General features: G+C 52.7%; 15 protein-coding genes. 14 read left to right on the top strand and 1 reads right to left on the bottom strand.

Annotated elements, in window-relative coordinates; genetic code table 11:
• The first annotated feature begins 10 nt into the window (after window positions 1–10).
• From ACV7NC_RS07610 to ACV7NC_RS07595, 4 genes are all read left to right on the top strand, one after another.
• Complete coding sequence (locus ACV7NC_RS07610) at window positions 11–427, top strand: DUF6691 family protein (protein ID WP_458151926.1); 417 nt, start codon at window positions 11–13, stop codon at window positions 425–427.
• A 104-nt stretch (window positions 428–531) separates the two neighbouring features.
• Complete coding sequence (locus ACV7NC_RS07605; RefSeq protein ID WP_458151925.1) at window positions 532–867, top strand: ArsR/SmtB family transcription factor; 336 nt, start codon at window positions 532–534, stop codon at window positions 865–867.
• Window positions 868–1121: 254 nt separating this feature from the next.
• On the top strand, window positions 1122–2732 hold the full coding sequence (locus ACV7NC_RS07600; protein WP_458151924.1) for a TIGR01244 family sulfur transferase: 1611 nt from the start codon (window positions 1122–1124) through the stop codon (window positions 2730–2732).
• A gap of 10 nt (window positions 2733–2742) precedes the next feature.
• Complete coding sequence (locus ACV7NC_RS07595) at window positions 2743–3561, top strand: sulfite exporter TauE/SafE family protein (RefSeq protein ID WP_458151923.1); 819 nt, start codon at window positions 2743–2745, stop codon at window positions 3559–3561.
• Between the two features lie 118 nt (window positions 3562–3679).
• Here the strand turns inward: ACV7NC_RS07595 and ACV7NC_RS07590 are convergent, their stop codons facing one another.
• On the bottom strand, window positions 3680–4849 hold the full coding sequence (locus ACV7NC_RS07590) for a L,D-transpeptidase family protein (protein WP_458151922.1): 1170 nt from the start codon (window positions 4847–4849) through the stop codon (window positions 3680–3682).
• A 210-nt stretch (window positions 4850–5059) separates the two neighbouring features.
• Here ACV7NC_RS07590 and ACV7NC_RS07585 point away from each other — a divergent pair, with 210 nt between their 5' ends.
• From ACV7NC_RS07585 to ACV7NC_RS07540, 10 genes are all read left to right on the top strand, one after another.
• Window positions 5060–6274, top strand: coding sequence for an SUMF1/EgtB/PvdO family nonheme iron enzyme (locus ACV7NC_RS07585; RefSeq protein WP_458151921.1), 1215 nt, complete (start codon window positions 5060–5062; stop codon window positions 6272–6274).
• Between the two features lie 250 nt (window positions 6275–6524).
• Window positions 6525–7439 (top strand): 2-hydroxy-3-oxopropionate reductase, encoded by a 915-nt coding sequence (locus tag ACV7NC_RS07580; RefSeq protein ID WP_458154873.1) that lies wholly within the window; start codon window positions 6525–6527, stop codon window positions 7437–7439.
• 148 nt (window positions 7440–7587) lie between these two features.
• A complete protein-coding gene (locus tag ACV7NC_RS07575) occupies window positions 7588–9042 on the top strand; it encodes an FAD-linked oxidase C-terminal domain-containing protein (RefSeq protein ID WP_458151920.1) in 1455 nt (484 codons plus the stop codon).
• 5 nt (window positions 9043–9047) lie between these two features.
• Window positions 9048–10121, top strand: a complete 1074-nt coding sequence (gene glcE, locus ACV7NC_RS07570; RefSeq protein ID WP_458151919.1) for a glycolate oxidase subunit GlcE — start codon at window positions 9048–9050, stop codon at window positions 10119–10121.
• The gene (gene glcF / locus ACV7NC_RS07565; protein ID WP_458151918.1) at window positions 10122–11366 is read left to right on the top strand and encodes a glycolate oxidase subunit GlcF; all 1245 of its coding nucleotides are present in this window, start codon (window positions 10122–10124) and stop codon (window positions 11364–11366) included.
• 151 nt (window positions 11367–11517) lie between these two features.
• The gene (locus ACV7NC_RS07560; RefSeq protein ID WP_458151917.1) at window positions 11518–12270 is read left to right on the top strand and encodes a hypothetical protein; all 753 of its coding nucleotides are present in this window, start codon (window positions 11518–11520) and stop codon (window positions 12268–12270) included.
• 292 nt (window positions 12271–12562) lie between these two features.
• Window positions 12563–14278, top strand: coding sequence for a multiheme c-type cytochrome (locus ACV7NC_RS07555; RefSeq protein WP_458151916.1), 1716 nt, complete (start codon window positions 12563–12565; stop codon window positions 14276–14278).
• Complete coding sequence (gene haoB / locus ACV7NC_RS07550) at window positions 14275–15312, top strand: hydroxylamine oxidation protein HaoB (RefSeq protein WP_458151915.1); 1038 nt, start codon at window positions 14275–14277, stop codon at window positions 15310–15312. Before ACV7NC_RS07555 ends, haoB begins: the two co-directional genes overlap by 4 nt.
• Before the next feature lie 160 nt (window positions 15313–15472).
• The gene (gene cycA / locus ACV7NC_RS07545) at window positions 15473–16186 is read left to right on the top strand and encodes a cytochrome c-550 CycA (protein WP_458151914.1); all 714 of its coding nucleotides are present in this window, start codon (window positions 15473–15475) and stop codon (window positions 16184–16186) included.
• Complete coding sequence (locus ACV7NC_RS07540; RefSeq protein WP_458151913.1) at window positions 16186–16878, top strand: NapC/NirT family cytochrome c; 693 nt, start codon at window positions 16186–16188, stop codon at window positions 16876–16878. The genes cycA and ACV7NC_RS07540 overlap by 1 nt, the downstream gene beginning before the upstream one ends.
• The last annotated feature ends 209 nt before the right edge of the window (window positions 16879–17087 follow it).

The raw sequence follows: 17087 nt of genomic DNA, 5'->3' as shown, positions 1-17087 counted from the left end.
AGAATATGACATGAATAGCATAACTGCTTTGCTTGCAGGTTTGGTTTTTGGCGCCGGGTTGATTCTATCGGGCATGGTGAATCCGGCCATTGTTCTGGCCTTTCTGGATGTGGCGGGAGATTGGGATTCCTCGCTGTTGTGGGTGATGGGAGGCGCTGTTACGATCGGTTCTGTTGTATTTGCCTTGGCAAAGAAACGGAAATCCAGTTTTTTGGGTGCGCCGATGCAAATACCTGTTGCGACAAAAATAGATAAGCGATTGTTATTAGGGAGCTTCCTCTTCGGTATCGGTTGGGGAATCGCCGGTATTTGCCCTGGCCCGGCGTTGGTGTTGGTCGGTTCCGGAGAGACCGAAATTTTTGTTTTCTTGGCGGCGATGCTCTTGGGAATGGGTGTTTTTGAAATCATCGAAAAAAAACAACGGTAAGATTCTACTGACAATCCCATAAAAATAAATTAGCATAAATGCCCTTGCAGTCATTGTAGGATTCGTGGTCTCGTTAATAATTACTATCATAATGATAAATAAATATGAAAACTCAACCGGCATTAAACGATATGGCAGCACTGCATGCGTCAGCCTCGGATGCATGCGCTTTGCTGAAAATTCTGGCGAATGAAGATCGATTGCTTATTTTATGCGAACTTAGCCGGGGAACCCGGAATGTAGGGGAACTGGAAGAGATTCTGGGGATACACCAACCGACATTGTCACAGCAATTGACCGTGTTGCGCGAAGAAAATCTGGTTGCGACAGAGCGCAAGGGCAAGTATATCTATTACAGTTTGGCGAGTCAGGAAGCCATCAAAGTCATGGAAACTTTATTCGAGTTGTACTGCAAAACAACGTGTGAAGAGGTAAGCTGAGTCCGCGAGTTCAGTGATGCCACCCTTTTGCCTTTGTGCTTTAGCGGGCCGTTGAAAAACTATCTGCGTTGCCGCTACGGTGTTAAAAACAAGCTAAAATGCTCATTTATACCGCATAAACTGTGTTTTTCGCCTGTTTTTGCCTTGTATCGGCTGCCTCGAAAACGTTTCTCAACGGCCTGTCAGTCAGGCCGCGCTAATCACCGGATGGTCAAGCAGGCGGAGCCGTTCGATCGTTTTCATCGGGAGGGGGTATGACCGTTACTATTACGAAGCTGGATCACAAGTTATCGGTATGTGGTCAGATTAGCATCGACGACATCAGCGAGATTGCCGCAACGGGTTACCGGTCCATCATTTGTAACCGTCCGGATTTCGAAGGCGGTGAAAACCAGCCGTCCAGTGAAGCCTTGGAAGTGATGGCGAAATCGCTGGGGGTGACGTTCGTCTATTTGCCGGTCAATATGGGTGTGATACCGGATGAGCGTGTGGCAGCTTTTCAGAAATTGCTGGCGGAGTTGCCGAAGCCGGTGCTGGCATTCTGTAATTCCGGCAGGCGTGCGGCCGCGTTGCATGAAATGACCCAGCAGCGTGCCAGCGATGAAACAGAGGAGCAGGAATCAGTCGTCGATGCTTGCAATTGGGGCGATGAATTCGATGTGGTAGTGATCGGCGGCGGTTCGGCGGGCATCGGTGTCACCGCCAGTTTGCTGCAGCGGCGTCCGGCGTTGCGCATCGCGATAATCGAACCGGGTGATCAACATTATTATCAGCCTGCCTGGACGCTGGTCGGTGGCGGGGCATACGAAATCGCCAAAACAGCCAAGCCGATGGCGGCGGTGATTCCCGAAAAAGCGCAGTGGATTCAAGCAGCGGCGGTCAGGATCGACCCTCAGCATCACCGGGTGTATTTAACAGACGGCCGCGTCATGGGCTACCGGCAACTGATCGTTTGCCCAGGAATCCGCACAGCTTGGGAAAAGATTGAAGGGCTACAGGAAACGCTCGGTCAAAACGGCGTAACTTCCAATTACCGCTTCGATCTGGCGCCGTATACCTGGGAACTGGTGCAAGGGCTTAAATCCGGCGCTGCGCTGTTCACCCAGCCGCCGATGCCGATCAAATGCGCCGGCGCGCCGCAAAAAGCCATGTACCTGGCCTGTGATCACTGGATGCGGATCGGTTGTCTGGAACAAATCGACGTCGAATTCGATACCGCAACTGCGGTGTTGTTCGGGGTCGCCGATTTCGTGCCACCCTTGATGGAGTATGTGCGGCGCTATCATGCCCATCTGGTTTTCAATTCCAATCTGGTCAAAGTCGACGGTGAGCAAAAAATTGCGTATTTCGAAAGAAAAAGCGCGGATGGTACGGTCACTGTCGAAGCCAAGCCGTTTGACATGCTGCACGTGACGCCGCCGCAGGTCGCTCCGGATTTTATCCGGGACAGCGGTTTGGGAGATGCCGGCGGTTTTTGCCAAGTCAATGAAAAAACGCTGCAACATACCGATTATCCGGCGATTTTCTCGCTGGGTGATGCGTGCTCGTCGCCGAATACCAAAACCGCGGCAGCGGCCAGAAAACAAATTGCCGTGGTTGCCGAGAATCTGCTGGCTGCCAAAGAAGATCGCGAATTGACCGCGTTTTACGACGGCTATGGCGCATGTCCGCTGACGGTGGAATACGGCAAGGTGCTATTGGCGGAATTCGGCTTCGGCGGCAAATTATTACCGACTTTTCCGCTGGATCCCACCATCCCTAGCAAGTTCTATTGGTTTCTGAAAACAACGGTTTTTCCATGGATTTACTGGAATGGCATGTTAAAAGGCAAGGAATGGCTTGCCCGGCCAGGCCGGTCCCGTTGAATCGGCGATCATGACGCTCATCAGTATTGCGCTGGGCGCGCTAACCGGTTTGGTGCTGGCGCTGGCCGGTGCGGGTGGCACCATCATCGCGGTGCCATTGCTCATCTTCGGGTTGCATTTCACCGTGGCGCAAGCAGCGCCGGTTGCGTTGCTTGCGGTATGCCTGTCGGCTGGGATTGGCGCGTTGATTGCGCATCGCCAGCGGCTGGTGCGCTACCGGGCTGCCGGGTTTATCGCCATTACCGGCATCATCACCGCACCGCTCGGCATCTGGTTGGCGCAGCACCTGCCGAATACCCCGCTCACCTTGTTGTTTGCCGCCGTCTTGCTGTTTGTCGCGGTCAGGATGTTGGTACACAGTAAAGCTCCGAGTCAACTGCCCGCCCAACAGCCCTGCGAGTCGGTTTCGGTGCCATGCCGCCTGGAATATGACCAAGGCCGGTTGCTCTGGAATTGGCCGTGTGCCCGGGCATTGGCCTTATTTGGCGCAATTACCGGTTTTTTGTCGGGACTGCTGGGCGTGGGCGGTGGGTTTGTGGTGGTGCCGGCGTTGCAAAAAGCCACCAACCTGCCGATGCAATCGATTCTCGCAACCTCGCTGGCAGTAATCGCGCTGATCTCGGCAATGGGCGTGATCACGGCAAGCTCGCTGGGCGGGATGAATTGGCTGGTGGCGTTGCCGTTTGCGGCGGGTGCTTTGGGTGGCATGCTGATCGGGCGGCTGGCAGCCAGCCACCTGGAAGGCCCCCGGCTGCAGCAAGCCTTTGCGCTGGTTGCCATTCTGGTAGCGCTTGGGCTAGCGGTTAAAGCGGTTTTGCCTTTGATATAAACAGGCAACGTCAGCGGACTTTCCGTGGCTCCTCGACGAGGTAAATGAGCATTTTTCGCAAATTTTTAACGCAATTATCGTGCCGCGTAGTAACCGTGCAAAGGTCTCACAGGATACGTCAGCGGACTTTCTGCGGCTCCTCGTTGGCCATTTCCAATACCCGGCTCGCCGTCAATTGTCCCGCCATATTACCGTCCCAGGTGGCATTGAACGGCAGCGTATTTTGCACATGCTTGGCGTGGTTCAGATAGGCTTGCAGCGAAATTTCCGGTTGCGTGACCGGCACTGCGACTGTACGCGGATTGGCTGTGGTTTCCGCCAGTAAAGCCTGATTGATCTGCGCTTGCGGTCGGGTGTTGTGCTTTGCTTTTGCGGTGGTGCGCACGGCACGCAGTGATTTTTTCAGCAACTGGCCGTGATCGCGCTTGTCGTCTTCCAGTACCGGGTAAGCTTGCAGGTACAAATCATCGCCGCGCCAGCCGAGCAAGCGCGGTTGGTTCACCACGCGGACCGGCGTGCCGACCGGCACGTTGTTAAAAATACCGACGATATCTTCCGGGTACATACGCACGCAGCCGTGGCTGCCGCGCAAGCCGATGCTCGGCGGTTTGTCAGTGCCGTGAATGGCGTAGTTCGGCCAATCGAGTTTCAACACATGCGTGCCCATCGGGTTATCCGGTCCGGGCGGCACGATAGCCGGTAACGGATTGCCGTTCTTGGCGTGCTCCTTGCGGATCGAAGGCGTTGGAATCCACGCCGGATTTTCTTTTTTTGACGCAACCCGAGTCACGCCCACCGGCGTTTTCCACTCCACCCGGCCGATGCCAACTGGATGCGTAATCACGCGTTGCAATTCGCCGGGGTTGGCTTTCGGGAAATAAAACAACCGCATCGCTGCGAGATTGATCACAATGCCTTGGCGCGGCGCATCGGGCAACACGAACTGCGTCGGCACCACGACACGGGTGCCGGCTTTCGGAAGCCACGGATCGATGCCGGGATTGGCGCTGACGATTTCTTCATAACCGACGTTAAAACGCCGCGCGATGTCAGACAGCGTATCGTCCGGCTGCGCGGTGACGATTTGCACCGTACCAACCACATCGTCGCGCGCCGCATCGAAACTGAATTCATGACTGGCAACCGGCATCGGCAGCGATTGAACCCGGGGGGCGGAAGGCAGTGTTGGATGCGTGCTGAAAGTCTGGCAACCGCTCAACAGAAAAACACTGGCGCAAAAACCGTAGGCAAGGCCGTCACGCAAGTATAAGAATTTATTTTTATACATAGAATCAATGAGATTATAAAAAAGTGGCGTGACCCGCAGCGGTCAATTTACAAGGTTTTGAACGATGACACAACCGTTCATTGAAACAAATCAAGGTACTCCCGCAGTCATCTGATGTGATGGTTGAAAAATCGCCACGCATTTTTTGACCGGTAAAATCGAATGCCAGTATCATTACCGCTTTGAAACAACATCCGGTTGAATCGTTTCATGGACAAAATTTTCATCAATTACCGCCGCGAAGATAGTGCGCCGCATGCTGGCCGTTTATATGACTGGCTGGTGCGGCATTTTGGAACGGATCATGTGTTCATGGACATTGATCAAATCGAGCCGGGTGAGGATTTTTTTGAAGTGATTAATGAAAAGTTACGCGTCGTGCAAGCGGCGGTAGTGTTGATCGGCAAGCACTGGCTGGATAGCACCGATGCCAACGGACGGCGTTTGGACAATCCCGACGATTGGGTGCGGTTGGAGATTGCCGCCGTGCTCGAACGTAATATCCGCGTCATCCCGGTGTTGGTCGGCGGTGCCGCAATGCCAAAGTCAACGCAATTGCCCAAATGTCTGATGCCGTTGGCACGGCGGCATGCTTTGGAGATCAGCGATCAGCGCTTTCATAGCGACATCGATAAATTGATTCGAGCATTGGAAAAAATCCTGAGTATCCCACCGCCTGAAAAGCAACCGATTGCCACTGAACCACCCCGCGAGGAGCAATTGCCGTTTGAGCCGGAAATGGTGCGTATTCCGCCGGGAAAGTTTCTGATGGGTTCTAACGATGGCCATCGAGATGAAAAGCCAATTCACGAGGTTATCATCAATTACGCATTCGAAATCGGCAAATACGCGGTGACGTTCGACGAATACGACGCGTTTGCCAATGCCACCAAGCGCAAATTACCAAACGATGAAGGTTGGGGGCGCGGCAAGCGGCCGGTGATCAATGTTACCTGGAACGATGCGCAAGACTATGTGCAATGGCTATCAAAGCAGACCGGCAAGAAATACCGCTTGCCGACCGAAGCGGAATGGGAATACGCGGCGCGAGCGGGTACGCAAACCCGCTATTGGTGGGGCGATGACATCGGCAGGAATAATGCCAATTGCGACGGTTGCGGTAGTCAATGGGATGGTAAACAAACCGCCCCGGCCGGTTCGTTTAAAGCGAATGCGTTCGGCTTGCACGATACCACCGGAAACGTGTGGGAATGGACGCAGGATTGCTGGCACGATAATTATAACAAAGCGCCGAGCGACGGTTCCGCCTGGTTGGAAAAGGACGGCGGCGATTGCAGCCGCCGGGTGGTTCGCGGCGGTTCGTGGTACGACATACCTCAGGACGTACGGTCGGCTTTCCGTAACTGGGACGACGCCGATGAAGCCGACGGCGACCTGGGTTTTCGGATCGCCAGGGATTTTTGATCTTTGTCCTTTGTGCTTTTGCCCTTTGCGGGGTGCAGGGGCGGAGCCCCTGCGGGTTTTGGTTTTTGGGGTTGTAGGGTGGATAAATGTAATGCCATCCACCATAATTTCCAACCCTATTCATGGTGCATCGGTGGATGGCGCTTTGCTTATCCACCCTACGGGGAAGGATTGTGCAGTAGGGTGGATAAATGCAATGCCATCCACCACAGCATTACCCGCCAGCGCAGGAAATTTTTTTGAAACAACAATGACAACTATGACCACACTCGGTTTTATCGGTCTCGGCATCATGGGCAAACCCATGGCCGGGCATTTGATCAAAGGCGGGCACCGCTTGTTGCTGCACACGCGCAGCGGGGTGCCGGATGATTTGGTCGCGGCGGGCGGTACTGCGCTTTCATCGCCGCAAGCGGTGGCACAACAGGCGGATATCATCGTCACCATGTTGCCGGATACGCCGGACGTGGAAAAGGTGTTGTTTGATGACAACGGTATTGCCAGCGGTTTGCAAGCTTCGGCGGGCGGGCGCAAAGTTGTCGTCGACATGAGTTCGATTTCGCCGCTGGCGACGCGCGAATTTGCCGCGCGGCTGAACGTGCTCGGCCACGATTACGCCGATGCGCCGGTGTCGGGCGGCGATATCGGCGCGCAAAACGCCACGCTGACGATCATGGTCGGCGCCAGTCAAGCGGTGTTTGAGCGGATTCAGCCGATTCTCGGGTTGATGGGCAAAAGCGTGACGCGTATCGGCGACGTTGGTTCCGGCCAGGTGTGCAAGGTCGCCAACCAGATCGTGGTGTCGTCGGCGATCGAAGCGGTAGCCGAGGCGCTGTTGTTCGCGTCCAAGGCCGGTGTCGATCCGGCGAAGGTGCGGCAAGCATTGCTCGGCGGATTTGCTGCGTCGAAGGCGCTGGAGGTGCACGGGCAGCGCATGATTGAGCGGCGTTTCGAGCCGGGTTTTCGCATCGAACTGCACCACAAGGATTTGAACATCGCGTTGCAAAGCGCCGCGGAATTGGGCGTGAGCCTGCCGACTACTGCGGCGGTGCGCGAATTGTTTTCCGCCTGTCTCGCGCACGGCGGCGCAACATGGGATAATTCCGCCATTGTTAAAATGCTGGAAAAACTGGCCAATCATGAAATTCAAAAGTATCCGGAATAATCCATGGACGTCTCTAAAAAATCATATTTTGTTACAATACTTTGTTGCTCACAAAAAATATTTCCTTGCATATCAGTAATATGTTGCGTCAATATTTTTTGCTCTCGCCTCGTCTTGTTTAAAAATCTGAATTTTTAGAGTCGCCCACATGTCTGTTCAAACCCTAGCCGATCGCTTCCGCTCGTTCTTACCACGCGAAGCGGTGTTATTTGAAACCGAGGATCTGCGGCCGTACGAATGCGACGGCTTGTCGGCGTACCGGCAACTGCCGGGAGCGGTGGTGTTACCGCAAACCGAGGAGCAGATCGTCAAGATTTTGCAGCTTTGCCACGAGACCCGCACGCCGCTGGTGGCGCGCGGCGCGGGAACCGGTTTGTCGGGAGGCGCATTGCCGCATGCGCAAGGCGTGCTGATGTCGCTTGCAAAGCTCAATCGCATCATTGCTATCGATCCGCTGGCGCGCACCGCGCGGGTGCAGCCCGGCGTGCGCAATCTGGCGATCAGCGAAGCGGTGGCGCCTTATGGTTTGTATTACGCGCCCGATCCTTCGTCGCAAATCGCTTGCTCGATCGGCGGCAATATCGCGGAAAATTCCGGCGGCGTGCATTGCCTGAAATACGGACTGACGGTGCACAATATTCTTAAATTGCGCGTGCTGACCATCGACGGTGAATGTCTGGAAATCGGCGGCGACAGCCTGGACAGCGCCGGTTACGATTTGCTGGCGTTGATGACCGGCTCCGAGGGCATGCTCGGCATCGTGACCGAGATTACCGTGAAACTGCTTCCGAAACCGGAAAAGGCGCAACTGGTGATGGCGGCGTTTGACGACGTGCTGAAAGCGGGCAACGCGGTGGCGAATGTCATTGCCGCCGGGATTATTCCCGCCGGGATGGAAATGATGGATAAAATCACCATCCATGCGGTCGAGGAATTTTTGCACGCCGGTTATGATTTGAACGCGGCAGCGATTTTGCTGTGCGAATCGGATGGCAGCGCCGAAGAAGTCGCCGATGAAATTGAACGCATCCACACGATCATGCAGCAAAGCGGCGCGACCGGCATCCGCACTTCGCGCGACGAAGCCGAGCGGCTCAAGCTCTGGGCGGGACGCAAAGCGGCATTCCCAGCCGCGGGGCGGGTGTCACCCGATTATTACTGCATGGACGGCACGATACCGCGCAAGCGTCTGGCGGAGGTGTTGCACGGCATCGATCAGTTGTCGCAGCACTATGGACTGCGGTGCATGAACGTGTTTCATGCCGGTGACGGTAATTTGCATCCGCTGATTTTGTACGACGCCAACCAGCCCGGCGAACTGGAAAAAGCGGAAGAGTTCGGCGGAAAAATCCTGGAAATGTGTATTCATGCCGGTGGCACGATTACTGGCGAGCATGGTGTGGGTATGGAAAAAATCAATCAGATGTGCATCCAATTCAAAACCGATGAACTGCAGCTATTTCATGCGGTGAAAGCGGCGTTCGATCCTTTGGGGTTGTTGAACCCCGGCAAGGCCGTGCCGACCTTGCACCGTTGCGCGGAATTGGGCGCGATGCACGTGCACCACGGCGAGCTGAAATTCGCGGATTTGCCGAGATTCTAATCCCCATGCAAGCGATCATCGAGCAATATCAAACTATTATTCGCGCTGCGGCGGACAACCAAACCCCGTTGCAGATACGCGGCGGCGGCACCAAGGATTTTTATGGCAACGCGCCGGCCCAACAACCGGCTGCAATCCTCGATACCACGGCTTACCACGGCATTGTCGATTACGAACCGACCGAACTGGTGCTGACTGCGCGCGCCGGTACCCGGTTGGCGGATGTCGAAGCGTTATTGGCCGAACATGGTCAAATGCTGGCGTTCGAGCCGCCGCATTTCGGCGCGGCTGCGACCTTGGGCGGTTGCATTGCCGCCGGTTTATCCGGTCCGCGCCGTGCGGCTGCGGGAGCGGTACGCGATTTTGTGTTGGGGCTGCGCTTGCTCGATGGAACCGGCAAGGATTTGCGGTTTGGCGGGCAGGTGATGAAAAATGTCGCCGGTTACGATGTGTCGCGGTTGATGGCCGGGGCGATGGGTACCTTGGGTGTGATATTGGAAGTGTCGCTCAAGGTGTTGCCGAAGCCGCCGGCTGAAACCACGCTGCGATTAGCCATGAACGAAGCGGCGACCATCGAACAAATAAACCAGTGGGCGGGTAAGCCATTGCCGGTTTCCGCGACCTGCTATATCGATGGTGAATTGTTGGTGCGCTTATCCGGCGCGGAATCGACGGTTCGAGCCGCTCAAATCAAACTGGGCGGTGAAGTGCTGCCGGATAGCGAAGCATTTTGGCAATCGATACGCGAACAAACGCACGGTTTTTTTCAATCCGGCCAGCCGCTGTGGCGCTTATCGGTTCGATCCACCGCTGCGCCGTTGGCGTTGCCGGGAAAACAACTGCTCGAATGGAACGGCGGCTTGCGCTGGTTATCGGGCGGCGATGGCTTGGACGTGGATACGATTCGCCAATGGGCGAAAGACGCGGGCGGGCATGCAACATTGTTTCGTAATCCAACATCGCAGCAGCCGGTGTTTCATCCGCTGGATCCGGCGCTGATGGCCATTCATCGTTCGTTGAAACAACAATTCGATCCTGCGGGAATTTTTAACCGCGGAAGACTTTATCCGGATTTATAAATGCAAACCAAGCTTGCCGATTTCATCAAACACTCTGCGGAAGGCCAGGAAGCCGACGAGATCCTGCGTAGCTGCGTGCACTGCGGTTTTTGTCTGGCGACGTGCCCAACCTATCAACTGCTGGGCGATGAACTGGACAGTCCGCGCGGGCGTATTTATTTGATGAAGCAACTGCTCGAAGGGCAACCGGTGACCGAGAAAACCCAGTTGCACCTGGATCGTTGCTTGACTTGCCGCGCATGTGAAACCACGTGTCCGTCGGGCGTGCGTTACGGCGCATTGGTCGATATTGGCCGCGGCATCGTCGAAAAACAAGTAAAACGTAATCTGCAGGCAGACGTGATGCGCTACTCGTTGCGCAAGATTCTGCCGAATGCATTGCTATTTAATACTTTGTTTAAAGCGGGACAGTTGGTGCGCCCCATGTTGCCATCCAGTCTGAAGAAAAAAGTCCCGGTAAAACTTGGCGCTGCGCAAGCCTGGCCGGCAGCGCGGCATGCCCGTACCATGCTAGTGCTCGATGGCTGTGTGCAACCAACCCTGGCACCGAATATCAACGCCGCTTGTGCACGGGTACTGGATCGAATGGGAATATCGCTGATCAAGGCGGATAAAGCAGGGTGCTGCGGTGCGGTGACTTTTCATTTGAACGCACAGGCGGAAGGTTTGGATTATATGCGGCGTAATATCGATGCCTGGTGGCCGTATATCGAGCAAGAAAAAGCCGAGGCGATTGTCATGACTGCCAGCGGCTGCGGGGTTACGGTGAGGGATTATGGCCATTTGTTAAGCCATGATCGGGACTACGCGGAAAAAGCCGCAAGAATCTCGGCAATGACCAAAGACATCAGTGAAATTCTGTACACCGAAAAAGACAGACTGCAGGAATTGGTCGAATCGAAAAAGAACGGGAATCAAACAAAATTGGCGTTTCATTCGCCCTGCACGTTGCAGCATGGCATGAAAATCCGCGGCGTGGTTGAGCAAATATTGTCTTCGGCTGGTTTTGATTTAACTAACGTTCCTAATGGACATCTGTGTTGCGGGTCGGCAGGAACCTATTCCATTTTGCAACCCGAGCTTTCGCAGCAACTGCTAAAAAACAAAGTGGAAGCGCTCGAATCCGGTCAGCCGGATCAAATCGCAACTGCCAATATCGGCTGTTTAATGCATCTGCAGAATGGCACGACGATTTCTGTGAGGCATTGGATCGAGCTGATTGATCAACAGTTGTCTTCTCTATAGCCGATGCCAGTTGTAGATTGAATAATGCTCGTTTCATTTAATATTCTGAATTATTTGTTATACAATCCCGTGCTTATTGTTCGGGCGGAAAACTGAGCATGCTAAAATGAATTGGTTAATAGATTATTTTATTTGAATATTTGGAGAAAATATGAAGGTTGGTTCTAAAATTAGTTGGGTCACAAAATTAGGTGGTGCAGTTCTGGTTTCAGTATTTGCATTGCCAGTTCATGCACAGTTGATGCTTGCGCACGAAGGTCATCATGACGCCGGTGGTTGTACGATTAATACTGGAGAGTTTCCGGTGACGTTTAGTGCGTATGAAGTGCCGGAAGGCAACATTCCGCCGATGCATTCTTATTGCGAAAATTTACCCAATCCCGGCAAAGTAAATTTAACCATTGAATTGCCGCGTGATGCGCGTGCCCGCGATACACCCCTGGCAGTTCGCGTCGTAATGGAAGGACATGGCGGGCATGGTGGACATGGTGCGAAGCCTGCCGCTGCTGATAAAAAAACAGCCGAAAAAGAAATGGATCATTCGGATCATGAAGGAATGGATCATGGTTCCCACGTGGGTGACAAACATGCGGATCCAACGCATGGCGCGATGGAACATGGTAATTATTACTTAGCACCGATGATTCATAAATCCGGAATTATTGTGGTTGCGACTAACCTGACCGAACGTGGTAGATACAATGTTCTGCTGGAAAGAGACGATGGCGATGGCAATATGAAAACTGTCGTGAGTATCCCGTTGAATGTTGGTAAAGGTGGCGGTCACGGCAGCCATGGCGGCGGCTTTGGCGTGATGGAAATTGCATTGTTGTTGCTGGTTGTCGGTGGTGGTGCAGGTTATTATTTTTACAGTCGCAAGAAAGCGGGTGGAACGGCGGCTTAAAGATTTAAATGACCGAAATCAGGTAATAATGCTGGTTGTGAATGGTAAAAGAGTATCGGAATCTGATTGAATGTAATCTTTTGAGTCAAATGGAAAGATTCAAATTGAATCTTTCCATTAGCTTTTTAAGCGGGCTAAAGATCTTGACAGTGAGTATTTGACTGAGTAGTCTAGTCGGCGGACCCTGGGAAGGGCATGGAGTAAGGAAGGAAGAAAGAAGTAGGGACAGGTTAAGAACAATAAGAAGATTGGAAGGATAGGAGAATAAAATGGAAAACCAAAGGAGAGAGAGATGAATGCCAAGAGATGGCTGAAGAGCGGGGCGCTGATGTTAGGGCTTTTGCTAGGAGGGGGATTACAAGCGGGCAACATACCGACGGTACCGAACGAGCTTTACGAAGCGCTGAAGCTGGATCGTGAGAAGGTATCGCCGAAGGAATTATATGAAGCGGTAGTGAAGCGTTACAAGGATCCTGAGCAAGGGGCTGGGCGCGGGACACTGGCGCAATACTGGGAACCGATACCGTATGGAATCTATTTGGACCCAGCGACATTTTACAAATCGCCGACCACGAACAAAGAGATAGCGAGCCGCAAGGAATGCGTAGAATGTCACACGGACGAATCGCCGGTATGGGTACAAGCATGGAAGCGCAGCACCCATGCGAATTTGGACAAGGTACGTAATTTAAAACCGAGCGACCCGACATTTTACAAGAAAGCGAAGTTAGAAGAAGTAGAAAAGAACTTGCGCTCGATGGGCAAACTGGCGGAAGGCGAGAACCTGAAAGAAGTAGGGTGTATTGACTGCCACGTAGAACCGAACGCGAAGAAAAAAGCGGATCACACCAAAGACATCATCATGCCGACAGCCGACGTATGCGGAACCTGTCACTTGGCGGAATTTGTCGAACGTGAATCGGAAAGAGACACGATGATATGGCCGCACGGACAATGGCCGGATGGACGTCCATCGCACGCGCTGGACTACAAAGCCAACGTAGAAACCACGGTATGGGCGGCGATGCCACAACGTGAAGTAGCGGAAGGCTGCTCGATGTGCCACACCAACCAAAACAAATGCGACTCCTGCCATACCCGTCACGAATTCTCGGCAGCGGAATCCCGCAAACCGGAAGCCTGTGCTACCTGCCACAGCGGTGTAGACCACAACAACTGGGAAGCGTACTCAATGTCCAAGCACGGCAAGATGGTATCGATGCTGGGCGACAAATGGAACTGGGAAGCGCCGCTGAAAGACGCCTACGCAGTAGGTGGACAAAACGCACCGACCTGTGCGGGCTGTCACATGGAATACGAAGGCGAATACAGCCATAACATGGTGAGAAAGATCCGCTGGGCGAACTACCCGTTTGTACCCGGTATTGCGGAAAACATCAGAAGCGAATGGTCGGAAGCGCGTTTGGACTCATGGGTAGTTACCTGTACCCAATGCCACTCCGAGCGTTTTGCACGTTCTTACCTGGAACTGATGGACAAAGGCACCCTGGAAGGACTGGCGAAATATCAAGAAGCCAACGCAATCGTACATCAACTGTATAAAGAAGGCCTGTTGACAGGACAAAAAACCAACCGTCCTGCACCACCAGCACCGGAAAAAGAAGGCTATGCCTACTTTGCGCAACTGTTCTGGTCGAAAGGCAACAGCCCGGCAGCGATCGAGCTGAAAGTACTGGAAATGCACGAAAACGACCTGGCTAAAATGCACGTAGGCTTAGCACACGTTAACCCGGGCGGCTGGACTTACACCGAAGGCTGGGGTCCGATCAACCGTGCCTACGTTGAAATTCAAGACGAAAACACCCGCATCCGTGAAATGGTTGCACTGCAAGAACGTGTTAAAAATCTTGAAACCAAGAAAACCAGCTTACTCGACTTGGACGGCACAGCAGAGAAAATCTCTCTGGGCGGTTTAGGTGGTGGCATGCTACTAGCCGGAACACTGGCATTAGCAGGCTGGCGCAGACGTAAGCAAAGCGAAGCTTGATAGGCGCTGATACGACAGATCGCACTACCCCGGTAGTGCGATCGGGAGACAAGCTGCTCCCGTCATTAGGGATACTCCTGGTGACGGGAGGTTTGCTTTTACTGGGCTGGTTTGCGTATCTTTGGTTTAAACCGATTCCGGCCCCCTATCAATACCAACTGGTTGAAGAAAGCGACGCGCAGACACAGAAATTCAGCAAAATGGGACTGGATGACTGGTCCGGGCTGAAGCTCAGCGAATACAAAGTCAAAGCGGAAGGCGTAGACAAACCGATCGCGGAATTTATCGTAGCCAAACAAAGCGATGGACCGCCAGTATTGATTTACTGGAAGAACAGCACCAACGAAGTACTCTATAACTTTGACCGCAAGCCATCGGAACTAACGATACTGGCGACCGCGATCAACAAATATGCACCGAAAGACGCACTGATACTCTCCTGGTGGGACACCTCGCGGCAAATCAAACTGCTCACCGGACGCGACACTTTCTTTACCAACCACCTGAACGAACCGCTGATGATACCGGTTCCATGGCTGGAACAAAGTGAAGCGATACGCGCGTATGAAAAGCAATTCTGGGAAAGCAAACCCGACGCCAAAGAACTGGAAAGTTTCAAACGATTCAGCCATGCCCTGGCGTCACCTGCGGAAGAAGGCATCAAACAACTGCGGCAACTGATAGGATCGGACCGGGAAACCTACCTGATAGTGCACGTAACCGACCTCTACAAACTGGGACTCATGTACCCGGACGAAATAGGGGTAGCCTATCAAAACTTCCCGATGACAGGCAACATGCACGGCCTGATCAATCAAATGAAAGTGCAAGTAAAGGAAAACAACTTTGACACCTACACCCTGCAATCGGTGTCGGACAATGAAATCAGAGTATTCTTCCTGAGCGACGAAAAGAGCAGCCAAACGCTACTGGCCAGAATGCTGCCGTTTGTAGACAAGCAGGCACCGACAGAACTGGAGCTGGCGCAACTGATCTATCAACAAGGCGGCTACTGGGTATACAAGCTGCCGTAGAAAGAATAAAGAACTCGAAGAAGCCGGAAGAACTCAAAGAAAGTACAACACAGGCACAACAAAAAGGCGCAAAGCAGCCACATAGTCATTTACACAAACGGACGATAGCGTACAATACGAAGCCATCGGAATTGGATTAAAAAAGCATAAAGGAGGAAGGATGAAACACCCGATCGTATACATACTGTCAATAATGGCAGCGGTATTTTTTTCCAGCGCAGCACATGCTGATTTTGAAGGACGCACCAAATGCAGCTCCTGCCACAAATCGCAAGCGAAATCATGGAAAGACACGGCACACGCCAAGGCGATGGAATCATTAAAGCCTGGCACTCGCAAAGAAGCCAAGATCAAAGCGAAATTGGATCCGGACAAAGACTACACCCAAGATAAAGACTGCGTAGGCTGTCACGTTGACGGTTGGGGCAAGAAAGGCGGCTACACCATTGAAGCGGCGAAAAAGCCACTCGCGGCAGTTGGCTGTGAATCCTGTCATGGTGGCGGCAAGAACTACCGTGGGGATCATCGCAAAGCAGGCCAGGCATTTGAAAGCAAAGGTACCACCACACAGCGTAAAGTGGTTGCAGACAAAGGACAAGACTTTCATTTTGAAGAAGCCTGCGCAGCCTGTCACTTAAACTACGAAGGTTCACCGTGGAAAGGCGCGAAAGCCCCGTATACACCGTTCACACCGGAAGTAGACGCGAAATACAAATTTGACTTTGACAAGATGGTCAAAGACGTCAAAGCGATGCACGAACACTACAAGCTGGATGGCACCTTCGTAGGCGAACCGAAATTCAAGTATCACGATGAATTCCAAGCGAGCGCCAAGGAAAAGACAGCAGACAAAAAAGGTAAAGGGAAAGAGTAATGACAGGGATACAAAAAGGAGCGATAGGGACGCTACTGACAGGCGGGTTACTCGGGATATTGCTGGTAGCGGTGGTATTTGGTGGAGAAGCAGCGCTCTCGACTGAAGAATTCTGTACCAGCTGTCACTCGATGACCTACACACAGACGGAACTGAAGCAATCGACGCACTATGGCGCGTTGGGCGTGAATCCTGGCTGTAAAGACTGTCATATACCGCAAGGTTTCAAGAACTTCCACTTAGCGTTATACACCCATGCGGTGGATGGAGCGCGTGAATTGTACTTGGAACTGATCAACGACTACTCGACGCTGGAGAAGTTTAACGAACGGCGGTTGATCATGGCGCATGATGCGCGGATGAATCTGAAGAAATGGGACAGCGTGACATGCAGGGATTGTCATAAAGACCCAAATCCACCGGGAGCGGATGCACAGGAAGCGCATAAGAAGCTGAAGACGGAAGGCGCGACGTGCATAGACTGTCATCAGAATTTGGTACATGAAGAAGTAGCGAAGACGGACTTGAATGCGAGTTTAGCTGCGGGCAAGATGGTACTGATGAAAGATGAAGACAGTGATGAAGGTGGAGACGAGGAAGACGAAGAAGATGAAGACGAGGGAGAGGCTGGAGCGAGTGCAAGCGAGGCTGAATCCCAAGGTGATGAAGAAGATGAGGAAGATGAGGAGTAAGTGACACTCTGTCTTCTAAGTCTTGGTTTGATTCATTGATATAAGTGAAAATTCTGGAGGTTGGATAATCTCCAGAATTTTTATATAGTTTGAGAGAAAATTCGGAAAAAATAAAGTTTTGTTATTTAGTTGATTTCTAATTGTTTGAAGATTAATAAGATAACTGTTGTAAGTAACAAAACTAAAATAAAACTGCTAATTCATTGGTA

Source organism: Nitrosomonas limosa, from assembly GCF_054188085.1.
This window is presented reverse-complemented; position numbering and strand designations above follow the sequence as displayed.